13 protein-coding genes are annotated in these 16,966 nt (G+C 72.6%); 6 read left to right on the top strand and 7 right to left on the bottom strand.

Going from position 1 to position 16,966, the window contains the following annotated elements:
* Positions 1-163: 163 nt before the first annotated feature.
* Positions 164-2,605, bottom strand: coding sequence for an ABC transporter family substrate-binding protein (locus tag JAO84_RS24005; protein WP_370414713.1), 2,442 nt, complete (start codon positions 2,603-2,605; stop codon positions 164-166).
* Positions 2,606-2,882: 277 nt separating this feature from the next.
* On the opposite strand from JAO84_RS24005, the gene JAO84_RS24000 reads away from it, so the two are divergent.
* The 4 genes from JAO84_RS24000 to JAO84_RS23985 are packed head-to-tail and all read left to right on the top strand — an operon-like array spanning position 2,883 to position 6,636.
* A complete protein-coding gene (locus JAO84_RS24000) occupies positions 2,883-3,101 on the top strand; it encodes a hypothetical protein (RefSeq protein WP_370414712.1) in 219 nt (72 codons plus the stop codon).
* Positions 3,102-3,117: 16 nt separating this feature from the next.
* Positions 3,118-3,939: a hypothetical protein gene (locus tag JAO84_RS23995; RefSeq protein WP_370414711.1), complete on the top strand. Its 822-nt coding sequence runs from the start codon at positions 3,118-3,120 to the stop codon at positions 3,937-3,939.
* A 1-nt stretch (position 3,940) separates the two neighbouring features.
* On the top strand, positions 3,941-5,869 hold the full coding sequence (locus JAO84_RS23990) for a fumarate reductase/succinate dehydrogenase flavoprotein subunit (RefSeq protein ID WP_370414710.1): 1,929 nt from the start codon (positions 3,941-3,943) through the stop codon (positions 5,867-5,869).
* Entirely contained in the window at positions 5,866-6,636 is a 771-nt protein-coding gene (locus tag JAO84_RS23985; RefSeq protein ID WP_370414709.1) for a succinate dehydrogenase/fumarate reductase iron-sulfur subunit, read from the top strand. Before JAO84_RS23990 ends, JAO84_RS23985 begins: the two co-directional genes overlap by 4 nt.
* A 16-nt stretch (positions 6,637-6,652) precedes the next feature.
* Here the strand turns inward: JAO84_RS23985 and JAO84_RS23980 are convergent, their stop codons facing one another.
* Positions 6,653-7,678 (bottom strand): hypothetical protein, encoded by a 1,026-nt coding sequence (locus JAO84_RS23980; protein WP_370414708.1) that lies wholly within the window; start codon positions 7,676-7,678, stop codon positions 6,653-6,655.
* A 173-nt stretch (positions 7,679-7,851) separates the two neighbouring features.
* On the opposite strand from JAO84_RS23980, the gene JAO84_RS23975 reads away from it, so the two are divergent.
* The gene (locus tag JAO84_RS23975) at positions 7,852-9,984 is read left to right on the top strand and encodes a TPM domain-containing protein (RefSeq protein WP_370414707.1); all 2,133 of its coding nucleotides are present in this window, start codon (positions 7,852-7,854) and stop codon (positions 9,982-9,984) included.
* Between the two features lie 63 nt (positions 9,985-10,047).
* Complete coding sequence (locus tag JAO84_RS23970) at positions 10,048-10,755, top strand: PspA/IM30 family protein (RefSeq protein ID WP_370414706.1); 708 nt, start codon at positions 10,048-10,050, stop codon at positions 10,753-10,755.
* Between the two features lie 38 nt (positions 10,756-10,793).
* Here the strand turns inward: JAO84_RS23970 and JAO84_RS23965 are convergent, their stop codons facing one another.
* The 5 genes from JAO84_RS23965 to JAO84_RS23945 form a co-directional block, all read right to left on the bottom strand.
* On the bottom strand, positions 10,794-13,421 hold the full coding sequence (locus JAO84_RS23965) for a SpoIIE family protein phosphatase (protein ID WP_370416852.1): 2,628 nt from the start codon (positions 13,419-13,421) through the stop codon (positions 10,794-10,796).
* A gap of 177 nt (positions 13,422-13,598) precedes the next feature.
* Entirely contained in the window at positions 13,599-14,021 is a 423-nt protein-coding gene (locus JAO84_RS23960) for an ATP-binding protein (protein WP_265866695.1), read from the bottom strand.
* Between the two features lie 147 nt (positions 14,022-14,168).
* Positions 14,169-14,636 (bottom strand): (deoxy)nucleoside triphosphate pyrophosphohydrolase, encoded by a 468-nt coding sequence (locus JAO84_RS23955; RefSeq protein ID WP_370414705.1) that lies wholly within the window; start codon positions 14,634-14,636, stop codon positions 14,169-14,171.
* Positions 14,637-14,705: 69 nt separating this feature from the next.
* Positions 14,706-14,885, bottom strand: a complete 180-nt coding sequence (locus tag JAO84_RS23950) for an SPOR domain-containing protein (RefSeq protein WP_265866697.1) — start codon at positions 14,883-14,885, stop codon at positions 14,706-14,708.
* Between the two features lie 222 nt (positions 14,886-15,107).
* The gene (locus JAO84_RS23945; RefSeq protein WP_370414704.1) at positions 15,108-16,850 is read right to left on the bottom strand and encodes a cytosine permease; all 1,743 of its coding nucleotides are present in this window, start codon (positions 16,848-16,850) and stop codon (positions 15,108-15,110) included.
* Positions 16,851-16,966: the final 116 nt, after the last annotated feature.

Here is a 16,966-nt window from a genome sequence, read left to right as displayed (position 1 = left end):
GTAATGGGGCGGTTTCGTGTACGGGGTGGAGGGCGGCGGTCCGAATGGAAGGCGTCCGTCCGGTTGAGCGGGCCGGGGCACGGGCATGGCGAGGGCCCGGCCGGTGCGGCTGCCCGGCCGGGCCCTGGTCCTGGTGGTGCTGGTGCTGGTCCTGCTGAGCGGATCAGCCCTTGTTGCGCTCGGCGCCCTGCGCGCTCTGCGGCTTCTTGTAGCCGATGTCCTGGTAGCGGGGGGCGGCGAAGCCCCAGGCGCCGGCGTTCACCAGCTCCGGCTTGGCCGCGACGAGCTGCGGGCGCTGGTAGAGCGGGATGGAGCCGGCCGCGGCCCAGATCCGGGCGTCGGCCTGGCGGACCAGGTCACGGGCCTCCTCCTCGTCCAGGGTGGCGGCCGCCTGGTCGAAGAGCTGGTCGATGCGGTCGGTGCCGACCCGCGCGTAGTTCTGCTCGACCAGGAGCGAGCCGTCGGAGGCCGGCTCCGGCTTGGCGTAGATCGGCCGGGCGTCGGTCGCCGGGAAGGCGGTGGCGGGCCAGGAGTAGAGGGCCAGGTCGTAGTCGCCGGAGGCGATGTGGTCCTTGAAGAAGCTCTCGTCGGAGACCTTGGTCACCTCGGTGCGGATGCCCACCGCGTCGAGCATCCGGACGATCCGGTCACCGACCGCCCGCAGCGACTCCGAGCCCGGCCCGGACGGCAGCACGAAGCGGAGGCTGAGCGCCTTGCCGTCCTTGCCGAGGGCCTTCGCGGCGGCCGCGTCGACGGCGGCCGGGGCCGCCGGGGCGGCGGAGCCGCGCGGGGCGTAGGCGCCGGCCACCGGCTTGGTGCCCGTACCGGTGTCGAGGGCCGCGGCCTGGCGGAGCAGGGCGGCGCCCTGGAAGGCGGCGACCGGCGCGGGCGCGAGGATGTTGGTGCCGTTCTCGGGGCCGCCGGCGCCGATCAGCGGGCTGGTGCGGCGGTCGCCGGGCTTGTCGTCGCCGACGATGTAGAGCCCCTCGTCGGAGGCGGCGTCGGCGTCCTTCGCGCGGGCCTTCTCGTCGGCGGCCTTCTTCTCGTCGGCCTTCTTGTCGGCGTCCGCCTTCTTCTCGGCATCCGTCTTCTCGGTGTCGGCCTTCTCTTCCGCGTCCGTCTTCTCGGTGTCCTTCTTGGCCGCGTCCTTCTTGGCCGCCTCGCTCCCGGCCTTCGTGCCCGCGGTCGTCGCGGGCTTCTTCAGTGCGCCGCCCGGCACCCAGCCGGCGTCGGCGAGCAGCGCCGCCGCCTCCTTGGTGTCCTGGTCGCCGAGCGCGTCGCTGCTGTCGGCGTAGGCGGCCTGTCCGGCGAGCGCCAGGTGGCTGCCCGGCGGGCGGGCCGGCAGGCCGAGCGGCTTGAGCACGGTCTCGGCCAGCTCCTGCCGGTCGATCGCCCGGGCGACCGCCCGGCGTACCCGCTCGTCGGCGAGCGGCCCGGACTCCCCGTTCAGGGAGAGCTGGGTGTAGGCGGGCTCCAGGGACTTGCGGACCACGAACTTCGCGAGGCCGTTCTGCTCGGCGGCGTACGCGGCGATCGCCTTGCCGTTCTCCTCGCGGGCGGCCCGTACCTCCTCCGCCTTCTCCTCGTCGGAGCCGTGCGCCAGCGCCCACGAGCGCAGGGCGGCGGCCGGGGTGATGCCGGCGCCGGGGCCGTGGGCCAGTGCGGCCTGGGCGCCGCTCTGGCCGGCGCGGGCGTCCCGTACCGCGAGCGCGATCCGCTCGGCGGCGGACCGGTCGATCTCGGCGAGGTCCAGCTTTCCGGAGGCGAGTGCGGCGGCCCGGTCGGCGCGGGGCACGGCGGTCAGGACGAGGCTGTCGAGCTTGGCGGCCTGGCCCCACCAGCGGGGGTTGCGGGCCAGCGTGACACTGCCGCTCTTGCGGTCGACGCCCTTGAGGACGAACGGTCCCGCGGTGGCCTTCAGGGCGGTGCGGGCGCCGTCGTTGAAGGTGTTCGGGGTGCCCATCACCTCCTTCGGGTAGAGCGGGGTGAAGAGCGCCCGCCAGTCGGCGTACGGCTTGGCGAAGGTGACCCGTACCTCCAGGTCGTCCTTGCCGCGCTCGATCTTCTCGATCCGCTCGTACCCGGCGTTGCGGGCGGTCCAGTAGGCGGTGTCGCGGCCGCTGAGCGCGCGCCACTGGGCGACGAAGTCCGGTGCGCCGATCTCCCGGCCGGTGCTCCACACCGCCTGCTGGTTGAGCTTGTAGAGGACGACCTGCTTGGGCTCGGTCTCGACGACCTGCGCGGACTCCAGGTAGTCGGGGTTGAGCTGCGGCCGGCCGCGCTCGTCGAGGGTGTGCAGGGCGGGCAGCACGGCGCCGGCGATGCGCGCGGTGGCGGCGTCGGCGTCGGCCTGGAAGGCGTTGAGGGTGGTGGGCAGTGCGTCGACGGCCCAGCGCACGGTCCCGCCGTCGGCGACCTTGTCGCGCGCGGCCGGCGCGTTGTCCTGGGCGGCGGCGGGCGACTGGTCGCCGCCGTCTCCGGAGCTGCATCCGGCGAGCACGGCCAGGGCGAGGACCGCGCTGCCGAGGGAGGCGACGGAGCGGAGCGTGCGGGAGCGGGGGCTCCTGGAGCATGTCCTTCCGCGAGGGGCGCCGACCTGGGACATGACTTGTACCCCTTCGTCCAGTTTTATGCCATTTGGAGATGATCACACCTATTGCTCATACACTGAAAAGGACGGAGCGGATCCGGTGACGGCGACACGGCGGCACGGCCGGCAAACCCCACTCGTGCGGCCCAATCGCCCCCGAACCGGGGCGCCCCGGACGAGTGGAATCAGGTGCACACGGCTTCCCAAGCGGGATGTGACGCGCGACACTCGCGTGAGTCCCGCAGGCACCGGCGGAAACCGGCGGAAGTCGCTCGCGGAAGTGAGGGCAACCATGTCCGTTCAGGACGACCTGGCGGCCGTCAAGCGCCGTCTGCAGGACCTGGAACGCACGGTCGAAGAGCTGGAACACCGCGTCGGGACGGAACGGGGCACGCCGACCGGGACCCGCGCCGAGCCCATGGTGACGATCCCCGACACCCCGTACGACTCCCAGAAGTGGACGGACACCGACGACGAGGGACTGGGAGCACGCGACCGCCACGCGCCGTAGAGCCGAGGAGGCCCTGTTGGCCACAGGTACGGAACCCCCTTCAGCGACCACGGGGGTGCGCTCGCCCGGGCGCGCCTCCCTCGCCGCCCGCCATCTGCGCACCGACCGCTGGTGGCTGGCACCGGCCGCCACCACCGTCGGACTGCTCGCCTTCGTCGCCTACTCGACCTGGCGGGCCTTCGCGAACGCCCACTACTACGCCGCCCCCTACGTCTCCCCGTTCTACTCGCCCTGCCTCGCCGAGAACTGCGTCCCGATGCGCGGCGGCCCCAACTGGGAGATCTTCGGCAGCTGGTGGACCCTCTCCCCCGCCCTGCTGATCCTGGTCTTCCCGCTCGGCTTCCGGCTGACCTGCTATTACTACCGGAAGGCCTACTACCGGGGCTTCTGGGCCTCTCCGCCGGCCTGCGCGGTGGCCGAACCCCACCGCACGTACACCGGCGAGACCCGCTTCCCGCTGATCCTGCAGAACATCCACCGGTACTTCTTCTACCTCGCCCTGCCGGTCGCCGGGATCCTCACCTACGACACCGCGCTGACCTTCCGGGACGCCTCCTACGACTGGGGGCACATGGGGCTCGGCAGCCTGGTCTTCCTCGTCAACATCGTCCTCATCTGGGCGTACACCCTGTCCTGCCACTCCTGCCGGCACATCGTCGGCGGCCGGCTGCGGCACTTCTCGAAGCACCCCGTCCGCTACCGGCTGTGGACCTGGGTCGGCCTGCTGAACCGCCGTCACATGCGGCTCGCCTGGGCCTCGCTGATCAGCGTCGCCGTCTGCGACCTGTACGTGTACCTGCTCGCCACCGGCGCCTTCGACGACCCGAGGTTCTTCTGACATGACTTCTGTGGAACGCCAGCGGTGGGACGTGATCGTGGTCGGCGCCGGCGGCGCCGGGCTGCGCGCGGCGATCGAGGCACGGCAGCGGGGTGCCCGTACCGCCGTCATCTGCAAGTCCCTCTTCGGCAAGGCGCACACGGTGATGGCCGAGGGCGGCATCGCCGCCGCCATGGCCAACGCCAACCCGCACGACACCTGGCAGACCCACTTCCGCGACACCATGCGCGGCGGGAAGTTCCTCAACCAGTGGCGGATGGCCGAGCTGCACGCCCAGGAGGCCCCCGACCGGGTCTGGGAGCTGGAGACCTGGGGTGCGCTCTTCGACCGGACGGCGGACGGGCGGATCTCGCAGCGCAACTTCGGCGGCCACGAGTACCCGCGGCTCGCGCACGTCGGCGACCGCACCGGCCTGGAGCTGATCCGCACCCTCCAGCAGAAGATCGTCGCGCTGCAGCAGGAGGACTTCCGGGAGACCGGCGACTACGAGAGCCGCCTGAAGGTCTTCCAGGAGTGCACGGTCACCCGGATCTTGAAAGAACACAGCCTGAAGGACGATTCGGGCCGGGTCGCGGGGGTCTTCTGTTACGAGCGGGAGACCGGCCGCTTCTTCGTCCTGGAGGCCCCCGCGGTCGTCCTCGCGACCGGCGGCATCGGCAAGTCCTTCAAGGTGACGTCGAACTCCTGGGAGTACACCGGCGACGGGCACGCGCTCGCGCTGCTCGCCGGGGCGCCGCTGATGAACATGGAGTTCGTGCAGTTCCATCCGACCGGGATGGTCTGGCCGCCGTCGGTGAAGGGGATCCTCGTCACCGAGTCGGTGCGCGGCGACGGCGGGGTGCTCAGGAACTCCGAGGGCAAGCGGTTCATGTTCGACTACGTCCCCGAGGTCTTCAAGGAGAAGTACGCGCAGTCGGAGGAGGAGGGCGACCGCTGGTACGAGGACCCGGACCACAACCGGCGCCCGCCCGAGCTGCTGCCGCGCGACGAGGTGGCGCGGGCGATCAACGCCGAGGTGAAGGCGGGCCGCGGCTCCCCGCACGGCGGGGTCTTCCTCGACGTGTCGACGCGGATGCCCGCCGAGGTGATCCGGCGCCGGCTGCCCTCGATGTACCACCAGTTCAAGGAGCTCGCGGACGTCGACATCACGGCCGAGCCGATGGAGGTCGGGCCGACCTGCCACTACGTGATGGGCGGCATCAACGTCGACTCGGAGACCGCCGCCACGGTGGGCGTGCCCGGTCTCTTCGCGGCCGGCGAGGTCGCCGGCGGCATGCACGGCTCCAACCGGCTCGGCGGCAACTCGCTCTCCGACCTCCTGGTGTTCGGCCGCCGCGCCGGACTGCACGCGGCGGAGTACGCGGCGGGCGCGGAGGCGGGGGCCGGGCTCCCGGAGGTCGGCGAGGAGGCGGTGGCGGCGGCCCGGACGGAGGCGCTGGCCCCGTTCGACGGCGAGTCCTTCGGCGAGGCCGGCGAGAACCCGTACACCCTCCATCAGGAACTCCAGCAGACGATGAACGACCTGGTCGGGATCATCCGCCGGGAGGGCGAGATGGCCGAGGCCCTGGAGCGGATCGCCGCGCTGCGCGAGCGGGCGCGGCGGGTCGCCGTCGAGGGCCACCGGCAGTTCAACCCCGGCTGGCACCTCGCCCTCGACCTGCGCAACATGCTCCTGGTCAGCGAGTGCGTGGCGCGCGCGGCCCTGGAACGCACCGAGTCGCGCGGCGGCCACACCCGGGAGGACCGCCCCGGCATGGACCGTTCCTGGCGCCCGGTGAACCTGCTGTGCCGGACCGAGGGCGAGGGCATCGCCCTGGAACGGGTGCGGACGGAGCCGATCCGCCCCGATCTGCTCGCCCTGTTCGAGAAGGAGGAGCTGGCCAAGTACCTCGCCGAGGAGGAGCTGGAGTCGAAGGGACTGGACGCATGAGTACGTACGAGGCGAGATTCCGGGTCTGGCGGGGCGACGCGGAGGGCGGCGAGCTCACCGACTACACGGTGGAAGTGCACGACGGCGAGGTGGTCCTCGACATCGTCCACCGCCTCCAGGCCACCCAGGCCCCCGACCTGGCCGTCCGCTGGAACTGCAAGGCCGGCAAGTGCGGCTCCTGCTCGGCCGAGATCAACGGCCGCCCCCGGCTCCTCTGCATGACCCGGATGTCGGTCTTCGACCGCGACGAGACGGTCACCATCACCCCGATGCGCGCCTTCCCGGTCATCCGCGACCTGGTCACGGACGTCTCCTTCAACTACGCGAAGGCCCGCGAGATCCCGGCCTTCGTCCCGCCCGCCGACCTCGCGCCCGGCGAGTACCGGATGCGGCAGGAGGACGTCGACCGCTCGCAGGAGTTCCGCAAGTGCATCGAGTGCTTCCTGTGCCAGAACACCTGCCACGTCGTCCGCGACCACGAGGAGAACAAGCCCGCCTTCGCCGGCCCCCGCTTCCTCATGCGGATCGCCGAACTCGACATGCACCCCCTCGACGCCGCCGAGGACTCCGGCCTCGACCGCCGCCGCACGGCCCAGGACGTCTACGGCCTCGGCTACTGCAACATCACCAAGTGCTGCACCGAGGTCTGCCCCGAGTCCATCGCCATCACCGACAACGCCCTGATCCCGATGAAGGAACGCGTGGCGGACCGCAAGTACGACCCGGTGGTCTGGCTGGGCAGCCGGATCCGCCGCCGCAAGGGCTGAGCCCGGCGGGGGCCGGTCAGTGCCAGCCCTCCCGGTAGGCCTGCCAGTCGCCCTCCTCCGCCGCGAAGTCGACGTACAGCGCCACCCCGAACCGGTCCCGGCCCGCGTCCGTACGGCCCAGGCCCAGGCGGACGCCGCGGACGGCGGCCGAGACGGTTTCGGCGGACTCGTGGTGGCCGAGGTCGTCCTCGTGGAAGAAGGGGAGACCCATCAGGAGGTCGGTGCCCTCGGGGGTGACCTCCAGGGCGAGGGCGGTCTGCTGGGCGACATAGCCGCCGTAGAGGCCTTCCAGGGGCATCCAGGTGTCGTAGGACATGACGGCTATCTGGTCGACGCGGCGGGCGACCTGGCCGAAGAACTCCTGGGACCACCACTTCTCGCTGCCGTTGGACGAGACCGCGCCGAGCACCGTGTGCGCGGCCGGGAGCGGGTCTATCTGGTGGGCGGCGACGGAGAGCGGGGCCTTGCGGGGGCGGGTGAGGGCGCGGAGGTCGTCGAGGAGGGAGAGGTAGTCGGCGTCGTCGGAGTGGAGCGGCTCCAGGTCGAAGTGGACGCCCTCGAAGCCGGCATCGAGGACCTGCCGGGCCGAGGTCACCACGGCCGCTCGGGTGCCGGCGTCCTCCAGGCGCAGGCCGTCGGGGCCCTCGGTGGCGAGGACGTCGCCGAGCCAGGCGTGCACCCGTATGCCGGGCATCGTGCGGTGCACGGCGTCGACGAGCCAGCGCGCCCGGGGGTGCCGGGCGGCGGGCAGGGTGCCGTCGTGTTCGAGGGGGCCGGCGTGCACGTACAGGTCACGGATGCCGGTGCCCTTGATCCGGGCGGCGAAGGCGGCCACGTCGGCGTCCTTCTTCCGGCCGTCGACCCAGGCGTGCCCGAGCCATATCGCGTCCTTGCCCCGGCTCTTCGCGTCCTCGCGCAGATCACCGCTGTAGTTGAGGCGCAGGGCCGTGCCCGCGACGAGCACCGGCACGACGAGCGCCAGGACGAGTCCGAGGACCCACCAACGGCCCCGCCGCCACACGCGCTTCCACCGTCCGTTCAACCGGTCCCCCCAGGGCTTGTCGTATCACTGGAACTCACTGGAACCACCGTAGCGATGATTACTGACAGTGACGCAAGCCTGTGGAGAATGGTTTCACCCCATCCGAACCCGGGCCGCGCCCGCCCGGTCCCGCCCGGTCGCGCCCACGCAAACCCGGACATAGCCTCCCTCATGTGACGCGAATAGCCGCCCGAGCCCTGCTCTCGGTCCTGGTGGCGACGTGGTGGCTGATCGTGCCCGCCGTTCACGGCGCCCACGCCGACGACCCCGTCGTGCTGTCCCGCGAGGGCCAGATCACCGACCGGGTCGACGCGCTGGGCGACCGGCGGCCGGAGGTGGTGCGGGCCCTCGACGGCCTCTACGACGCCCGCCGCGTCCAGCTCTTCGTCGTCTACGTACGGGACTTCTCCGGCAGCCCCGCCCAGACCTGGGCCGACGCCACCGCCGAGCGCAACGGACTCGGCCGCGACGACGTGCTGCTCGCCGTCGCCACCCACGACCGCCAGTACGGCTACTCAGCCGACCCCGGCTCCCGCCTCACCCAGCCCCAGCTGGACGACGTCGCCCGCACCGCGATCGAGCCCGCCCTGCGGCAGAACGACTGGGCCGGCGCGGCGATCGGCGCCGCGAACGGCTACACCGCCGTGCTCGCCGGACAGCCCGTGCCCGCCCCCGCCATCACCCCCGGCCCGGCCGACCCCGGCGGCGGCAGCGGTTCGGGCGAGGACTCGACCTCCGCCTCCGACCTCGTCCTGCCCGTGGTCCTGGTCGGTGGCGCGGGCGCCGTCGCCGCCTACGCGTACACCAGACGCCGCCGCCGGACCCGGGCGCGCACCACCCCCGGCGGCGGGGGCTGGGGCTCCGCCGCCGGGGGCACCGGCTGGGGCGCGCCGAGAGGGCTGCCCCCGCTGCCCCCGCTCGACGAGGTGGACGGCAGGGCGCGGCAGGCGCTCGTCGCCACCGACGACGCCGTCCGCACCAGCGAGGAGGAACTGGGCTTCGCGACCGCTCAGTTCGGCGACGAGGCGGTGAAGCCGTTCACGGCGGCGGTGGCGTACGCGCGGGGCGAGCTGACGGCGGCGTTCCGGCTGCGGCAGCAGCTCGACGACGCCTTCCCCGAGGACGACGCGACCCGCCGCACCATGCTGGAGGAGATCCTCCGGCGCTGCGCAGACGCCGACGCCCGCCTGGACACCGAGGCGGCGGACTTCGACCGGCTGCGGGACCTGGAGCGCACCGCGCCGGACGCGCTCGCCGCCGTGGAGGCCGCGTTCCGCGAGCAGACCGGCCGGGTCGGCAGCGCCGAGGCGGCGCTGACCGCGATGCGCGAGCGCTACACCGAGTCCGCCGCGGCCCCCGTCTCCGGCGACGTCGAACAGGCCAAGGACCGTCTGGTGTTCGCCACCGCCGCCGTCGACCAGGCCCGGCAGCTGATCGACCGGGGCGACAACGGCGGCGCCGCCGTACAGATCCGGGCCGCCGAGGGCGCCGTCGACCAGGCGGCACGGCTGATCGAGGCCGTGGACCGGCGCGCCCAGGAGCTCGCGGAGGCGGTGGGGAAGCTGTCCGGGGCGCTGTTCGAGACCGAGGCCGACCTCGCCGACGCCCGCGGTCTCCTGGAGGGCACCGAGGAGGGCGTGCCGACGGCCGATCTACGGGGCCGGATCGGGCGGGCGGATTCGGTGCTCGCGGCGGTGCGGACGGCGATGGAGTCCGGCCGTTACGACCCGCTCGACGCGCTGCGCCGGGTCGAGGAGGCGGACACCGCGCTCGACGAGGCCCTCGCGGGCGCCCGGGAGCGCGCGTCGGGCTCGCGGCGGGCCAGGGCGCTGCTCGACCAGGCGCTCCTGACGGCCCGTTCCGCGATCGGCGCCGCCGCCGACTACGTGACGACGCACCGCGGCGCGGTCGGCGCCGAGGCCCGCACCCGCCTCGCCGAGGCGCAGCGGCGGCTCGACCGGGCGGAGCAGCTGGCGGACGAGGACCCGGCGGCGGCGCTGTCCGAGGCCCAGCAGGCGGACGCGCTCGCCCGGCGCGCCCAGGACCTCGCGGAGCAGGACGTACGCCGGTACGGGAATCCCAACGGCCTCGGCGGCGCCACGGGCGGTGTCGCGGGCTCCGGGGGCGGCGGCCTCGGCGGGGCGGTGCTCGGCGGCATCATCCTGGGCGGTCTGTTCGGCGGGGGCGGCCCCTCGCGGGGCGGGTCCGGCGGGTCCGGCGGCTTCGGGGGCGGTTTCGGCGGCGGTCCCGGCAGCTTCGGCGGCGGGGGCACGCGCGGCCGGCTGGGCGGTGGCGGCCGCTTCTGAACCTCCCCGCTCCGCCCGCACTCCCGTACCCCTGCCCCGTACCCCTGCAAGGAGAAGAACGACATGAGCAAGCAGACCATTCTCGGCCGGGTCACCCAGCTCGCGAAGGCCAACATCAACGCCCTCCTCGACCAGGCGGAGGATCCGCAGAAGATGCTGGACCAGCTCATCCGCGACTACGCGAACAACATCGCGGAGGCGGAGGAGGCGGTGGCGGCGACCATCGGCAATCTGCGGCTGATGGAGCAGGACCACGCGGAGGACGTCGCCGCGGCGAAGGAGTGGGGCGAGAAGGCGCTCGCCGCGAGCCGCCGGGGCGACCAGATGCGGGCCGGCGGGCAGACCGACGAGGCGGACCGCTTCGACAACCTCGCCAAGGTCGCGCTCGGCCGCCAGCTCCAGTCGGAGAAGGAGGCGCAGACGGCCGAGCCGACCATCGCCGCCCAGACCGAGGTCGTACAGAAGCTGCGGACCGGCCTCGACCAGATGAAGACGAAGCTGGGCGAGCTGCAGGCCAAGCGGGACGAACTGGTCGCGCGGGCGAAGTCGGCGCAGGCGCAGAACACGATGATGGACGCGGTGAAGAACATCGACGTGCTCGATCCGTCGAGCGAGCTGAGCCGGTTCGAGGACAAGGTGCGCAGGGAGGAGGCGAAGGCGCTGGGCAAGCAGGAGCTCGCCGCCTCGTCCCTGGACGCGCAGTTCGAGCAGCTCGACGCGCTCGGCGACCAGGCCGAGATCGAGGCCCGGCTCGCCGCCCTCAAGGGCTGAGTCCCCCTCAAGGGCCGAGCGGGCCTTCACCCGCAGGGTCAGAACATGCTGAGCAGCTGCTCGACCGTCGGTTCCGCGCTCCCGTCGCCGTCCGGCAGCGGGAGTTCGAACCACACCGTCTTGCCGCGCGGGGTGCGGCGCGAGCCCCAGGCGGCGCTGAGCAGGCCGACGAGCTGGAGGCCGCGGCCGCCCTCGTCGGTGTCCTTGGCCCGGCGACGGCGCGGCTGGACCAGGCCCGCGTCCCACACCTCGCAGACCAGGGTTCGGTCGCGGAGCAGCCTCAGCCGGATCTCGCCCTCGCCGTAGCGCAGGGCATTGGTGACGAGTTCGCTGACGAGGAGTTCGACGGTGTCGACCAGGGCTTCGAGGTTCCAGGTGGTGAGCTGCGCGCGGGCCAGTTCGCGGGCCCGGCCGACCGAGCGGGGTTCCCTGGGCAGCCGCCAGTCGCCGACCGCCTCGCTGGGCAGTCCCTGGATACGGGCCATCAGGAGGGCGATGTCGTCCTCGCCGTGGCGGGTGTCGAGGGTGCTCAGGACGTGGTCGCAGACGTCCTCGAGCGGCCGGCCGCGGTTGGTGAGGGCGCTGCGGAAGGCGCTCAGTCCCTCGTCGAGCGGGTGGTCGCGGGATTCGACGAGCCCGTCGGTGTAGAGCGCGAGCAGCGCGCCTTCGGGCAGCTCGACCTGCACCTCCTCGAAGGGTTCGCCGCCGACGCCGAGCGGCATCCCGGGCGGTACGTCGAGGAGCAGGGCCTCGCCGTCGGGTTCGACGAGGACCGGCGGGAGGTGGCCGGCGTTGGCGAAGGTGCAGCGCCGGGTGACCGGGTCGTAGACGGCGTAGACGCAGGTGGCGAGGTAGACCTCGGAGAGTTCGGGGCCGCGGGCCTTGTGGGCGCGGCCGGACTGCTGGGCGCCGGCGGGGGCGCCGAGGCCGCGGGCGATCTCGTCGAGGTGGGAGAGGACCTCGGCGGGTTCGAGGTCGAGCTGGGCGAGGGTGCGTACGGCGGTGCGGAGTTCGCCCATGGCGACGGCGGCGCGCAGGCCGCGGCCCATGACGTCGCCGATGACGAGGGCGGTGCGGTGGCCGGGGAGTTCGATGACGTCGAACCAGTCGCCGCCGACCTCGGAGCCGACGGTGCCGGGGAGGTAGCGGCAAGCGATGTCGAGTCCGGCGGCCTCGGGGTCGCCGGGGGGCAGCAGGCTGCGCTGGAGGATGAGGGCGCGTTCGTGTTCGCGCCGGTAGAGGCGGGCGTTGTCGATGCAGACGGCGGCGCGGGCGGCGAGTTCGACGGCGAGGGCGCGGTCGCGCTCGCCGAAGGGTTCGCTGCCCTTGACGCGGGAGAACTGGGCGAGGCCGACGACGGTGTCGTGGGCGACCATCGGCACGACGAGGGTGGACTGCACGAGGCTGCCCTCGGCGCCGGGGACGGTGCGCACCCGGCCGGTGCGCAGGGCGCCGGCGCAGGCCGAGTTGAAGGGGTAGTGGTGGACGGCGCCGACCTGGATGGGGTGTTCGTCGCAGCACAGGTCGAGGCCGGGGGCGGTGCCGGCGGCCTCCGGGGTGGCGGTCGGCTCGGCGGATGCGCCCGGTGCCGGTACCGGTACCGGCACGGCGTCGTCGCCGCTGGGCCGGGGCTTGCCGACCCGTACGGGGTTGTCGGGTACGGCGCTGGCGACGGCGACCCGGCGCAGTTCGGCGCTCCCGGAGCCGTAACCGACGTCCTGGGGGCTGCCCCAGCGTCCGGGCGGGGCCTCGTCGCCGGTGAGCAGCCCCTGGTAGAGGTCGACGGCGGCGAGGTCGCAGAAGCCGGGGACGGTGACGTCGAGCAGCTCGCGGGCGGTGGCCTCCAGGTCGAGGGTGTTGCCGATGCGGGCGCCGGCCTCGTTGAGCAGGGCGAGGTTGCGGCGGGCGCTGGCGGCCTCGCGGGCCGCGTTGTAGCGGCGGGTGACGTCGATGCCGAGGCCGGCGACGCCGATGGGGCGGCCGGAGCCGCTGTGCACGCGGTAAAGATTGATGGCCCAGTGGCGGCGGTCCTTGGCGCCGGGGGCGGCTCCGACGATCTCCAGGTCGGTGACGGACTCCCCGGTCTCCAGGACCTTGCGGAGCGCGGCGGTCATCCGGTCGGCCTCGGCGCGCGGCAGGTAGTCGTGGACGGTGCGGCCGCGGTGGTCGTCGGCGTTGCCGCCGAAGACGGTGGCGAAACGGCGGTTGGCGCGCTTCACGGTGAGGTCGGTGCCGAAGAGCAGAAAACCGAAAGGGGATTGGCCGAAAATGGCCTGCGAGGCGGCGAGGTCGGTCTCGATCCGGCGCAGCGCCCGGACGTCGACCACGATGCACAGCGCGGCCCGCTCACCGCTCTCGGTCTCACTGGGCATCACATACATCTCGGCGATGCCGTGCGGGCGGTCCTCGCCGGGGATCCGGAACGGGACGAGGCCCGTCCACTCCTTGCCGTCGAGGATCTCGCGCACCCTGCGGTGGCCGCGGTCGCGCAGGTCGGGGGGCATGAACGCGTCCACAGGGTCCTTGCCCCTGGCGTCCTCGGCTGTCACGCCGAACAGCTCGACGGCCCGCCTGCTCCACTGGTCGACCAGCCCGTCAGGGCCGATCGAGAAGGAGGCGACCCGGATGTAGTCATAGATCGACCCGGGCGGGCTGTTCTGCCACATGACACCACTCGGCGTCTCAGGTATCTCGCTCACGCGACCGTCCCCTCCAGCTCACCGCACCGGACCGGCCATGACCGAAGTATTCAGCACCACGGCCCCCGTCGGCACGACGTTCACGATCACAGGGTGGTCTCGTTCGTTTCCGGCCGAGTCCCGCTGATCGTCGTCCCACCCTGTTTACTCACCAGGGAGGGCCAGCTCGAACCACACGGTTTTCCCGTCGTGCCCGGTACGGGTGCCCCAGCGGCGTGCGGAACAGGCCACGAGCTGGAGTCCGCGGCCGCCCTCGTCGTCGGGTCCGGCGGGGCGTTCGGTGGGCTTGTCCGGAAGCGGATCGGAGACTTCCACGAGCAGCGCGGGGCCGTGTCCGGGGCCGGTGCCGTCGGGGCCGACGCGGACCAGGCGGACGCCGATGGGGCCGGAGGCGTAGCGCAGGGAGTTGGTGACGAGCTCGCTGACGAGGAGGACGGTGACGTCGCCGATCACATGGTCGAGCCGCCAGGACCGCAGGGTGTCGCGGACCGCGTGACGAGCCGTGCGCACGGCGTTGGCCTCCGCGGGAAAGTGCCACTCGGCGCAGTCGCCTTCGGTGTCGATCACGAGACCCACGTCCTATTTCGGGGGGTTAATCACGACATACCCGAAATATGGAGCGGGATATCCCGCCGGTTGGACCCGTCGGCGCACGGTGGCACGAACGGCGTAGGAGCCCGGCCCACGCGCCCCTGAGGCCGGTCCGGTGAGCCCCTAGGGAGCAGGCGGCGCGGCCGTGAGCCGGAGTGCGGCCTCGGCGACGGCGGGGCGGTCCTGGTCGAGCCAGTCGACGGAGTCGAGTTCGTGGCGGGCCAGCCAGCGCAGCTCGTCGTGGTCCTCCAGCGGCTCGGGGGCGCCGGAGAGCAGCCGCGCGGTCCACACCCGCAGGACGTAACCGGGCTTGAGCGGCCATTCGCCGGGGATCCGCTCGACGGTCTCGGTCTCCACCCCGAGCTCCTCGCGCAACTCCCTGACAAGGGCCTCCTCGGGGCTCTCGCCGGGCTCCAGCTTGCCACCGGGCAGCTCCCAGCGGCCGGCCAGCTCGGCGGGGGCGCTGCGGCGCGCGGCGAGCAGCCGGCCGCCGTCGCAGAGGGCGCCGGCGACGACGACCACGACGGGCTCGCGGTCGGCGCGGTGATCGGCGCGGTGGTCGGGACAGCGCTCGGGACGGTGCTCGGTCATGGGCCGGAGCGTAACCCGGGCGGCGGCGGGGCCCTCCCGGGCCGCCCGGGCGACGCCCCGGCCGGTGGTTCAGAGCGCGGGCTGTCCGATGCGCTCGACCCAGTAGAGCTGCTTGTGACCGCGGGCGTCGAGACTGTCGGCGACCTTCTGGGCCTCGTCCTCGGTCGCGTACCGGCCGACGCGGTAGCGGTTGCCGTTGTCGTCCTGCCGTATGACCAGCCAGGCAAGGTCGGGACCGCTGTCGCTCATCGGGCTTCTCCCTCCGCCGGTCCGGCCGCCATCTCTAACGATCTCCTGGAAACCGCAATGCGCATATGCCTGACCTTACGCCTGACATTTACGCAGCGGATACGGGTTTTCACAAAGAGATACGTATCTGGCCAGTAACAACCGGCGGAAGGGGAGTTTCCGGGGCTGCAGGACGGGCTGCGGGACCGTCCGCAGGACGGGTGTTCGCCCGGTGACGGGGGCTCAGCCGGCCTCGGGCGCGGCCTCGGGAGCACCCTCGGGCAGGGCCGAACGGACCGTGGGCAGCGGCAGCAGTACGAGGCCGGTGGCGGCGGCCGGGTCCTTGCGGCAGAGATCGTCGCAGCCGGCGTCGAGCGAACAGCACAGGGAACAGACCGGCCCGGCGTGGGCGGGGCAGTCGGCGATGTCGGGCAGCTCGTACGCGGTCTCGCACACCGCGCACTCCAGGGTGGCCGTCTCGTCGGCGGCGCCCGTCGCCGCCGGCCCCACCACCGGGTTCGGCCTGGCCAGGTAGTACTTGCCCTTCGTCGCCCACGCGATGAGCGGACAGAGGACAAGGGCGAGCCCGGCCGCGACGAAGGTCGAGAAGGCCTCCGCGTACCGGCCGAAGACACCGAAGAAGGCGAGGATCGAGACCACCGAGGCGATCGTCATGGCGCCGAAGCCGGCCGGGTTCACGGCGTACAGATAGGCGCGCTTGAACTCGATGTACGGCGGGCTCCAGCCGGCCCGCTTGTTGATGACGAGGTCGGCGGCGACGGCCGCGATCCAGGCGATGCCGACGTTGGAGTAGAAGCCGAGGAGCTTGCCCAGGGCCGCGAACATGTTCATCTCCATCAGCGTCAGCGCGATGGCGAGATTGAGGAAGATGTACCAGACCCGGCCCGGGTGCCGGTGGGTGACGCGGGAGAAGAAGTTCGACCAGGACAGCGAGCCGCTGTAGGCGTTGGTGACGTTGATCTTGATCTGGGAGACGATCACGAAGAGCGCGGCGGCCGGCAGCGCGAAGGAGCCGAGCCAGGGCTTGAGCGCCTCGATCTGCGGGGCGATCGGCTCCAGGGCGTGGGTCGCGCCGACGGCCTCCAGGGCGACGAAGGCGAGGAACGCGCCGCCGAGCTGCTTGGCCGCTCCGATCACCACCCAGCCGGGTCCTGCGGCGAGCACGGCGAGGTTCCAGCGCACCCGGTTGTGCTCGGTCTTCGCGGGCATGAAGCGCAGATAGTCGGCCTGTTCGCCGATCTGCGCGATGAGGGAGAGCGCGACGCCGGTGCCGAGTCCGAAGCCGATCCACGAGAAGCCGGCGCCCGCGCCCTCCGTGCCGCCGAAGGACGTGAACGCGCCCCAGGCCTCCGGCGCCTCGAACGCGAGCACCAGGAAGGGCAGCACCAGGCCGATCAGCCACAGCGGCTGCGTCCACGCCTGCACCTTGGCGAGCGCGCCCATGCCGCGGAAGACGATCGGGATCACGATCAGCGTGGTGAGCAGATAGCCGGCCGGGAGCGGAAGGCCGACGGCCTGGTGCATGGCCTGGGCCATGATCGAGCCTTCGAGCGCGAAGAAGATGAAGGTGAAGGAGGCGTAGATGAGCGAGGTGAGCGTCGAGCCGAAGTAGCCGAAGCCCGCGCCCCGGGTGATCAGGTCCATGTCCAGGCCGTACCGGGCGCAGGCGCGGGCGATGGGGATGCCGGTGAGGAAGATGATCACGGCGGCGGTCAGGATCGAGGCGAGCCCGCTGGTGAAGCCGTAGGTGAAGACGATCGAGGCGCCGATGGCGAAGTCGGCGAGGTACGCGATGCCGCCGAGCGCGGTGCCGGCGACGGTGCCGGGCGACCAGCGCCGGAAGGAGTGCGGCGCATAGCGCAGCGAGTAGTCCTCGCGGCTCTCGTCGGCGGCCAGCTTCGCGTAGCGGCGGCGCGGTGGCGGCGGCTGCGCCGCCGAGGTGTCACGGGCGACCGTGTCCGTCATGAGGGTCCCTCTCGTCCGACCGGGGTGCGGGTACGGACCGGGAAGGTAGGGGCGGAGCATGACGAACCGTCGCCGCCGGGCGTTGCCCATCGGTTACGGGATCGGACACCGCGTCA

Origin of the sequence: Streptomyces fradiae, from assembly GCF_041270065.1 — a bacterium.
Classification (GTDB): domain Bacteria; phylum Actinomycetota; class Actinomycetes; order Streptomycetales; family Streptomycetaceae; genus Streptomyces.
This window is presented reverse-complemented; position numbering and strand designations above follow the sequence as displayed.

Bases quoted from the DNA above. Each gene is read 5' to 3' on its own strand.
- JAO84_RS23950 (WP_265866697.1), bottom strand. From the start codon at position 14,885: ATGAGCGACAGCGGTCCCGACCTTGCCTGGCTGGTCATACGGCAGGAC.
- JAO84_RS23985 (WP_370414709.1), top strand. From the start codon at position 5,866: ATGAGTACGTACGAGGCGAGATTCCGGGTCTGGCGGGGCGACGCGGAG.
- JAO84_RS23970 (WP_370414706.1), top strand. From the start codon at position 10,048: ATGAGCAAGCAGACCATTCTCGGCCGGGTCACCCAGCTCGCGAAGGCC.
- JAO84_RS24000 (WP_370414712.1), top strand. From the start codon at position 2,883: ATGTCCGTTCAGGACGACCTGGCGGCCGTCAAGCGCCGTCTGCAGGAC.
- JAO84_RS23965 (WP_370416852.1), bottom strand. From the start codon at position 13,421: ATGTGGCAGAACAGCCCGCCCGGGTCGATCTATGACTACATCCGGGTC.
- JAO84_RS23945 (WP_370414704.1), bottom strand. From the start codon at position 16,850: ATGACGGACACGGTCGCCCGTGACACCTCGGCGGCGCAGCCGCCGCCA.
- JAO84_RS23990 (WP_370414710.1), top strand. From the start codon at position 3,941: ATGACTTCTGTGGAACGCCAGCGGTGGGACGTGATCGTGGTCGGCGCC.
- JAO84_RS24005 (WP_370414713.1), bottom strand. From the start codon at position 2,605: ATGTCCCAGGTCGGCGCCCCTCGCGGAAGGACATGCTCCAGGAGCCCC.
- JAO84_RS23955 (WP_370414705.1), bottom strand. From the start codon at position 14,636: ATGACCGAGCACCGTCCCGAGCGCTGTCCCGACCACCGCGCCGATCAC.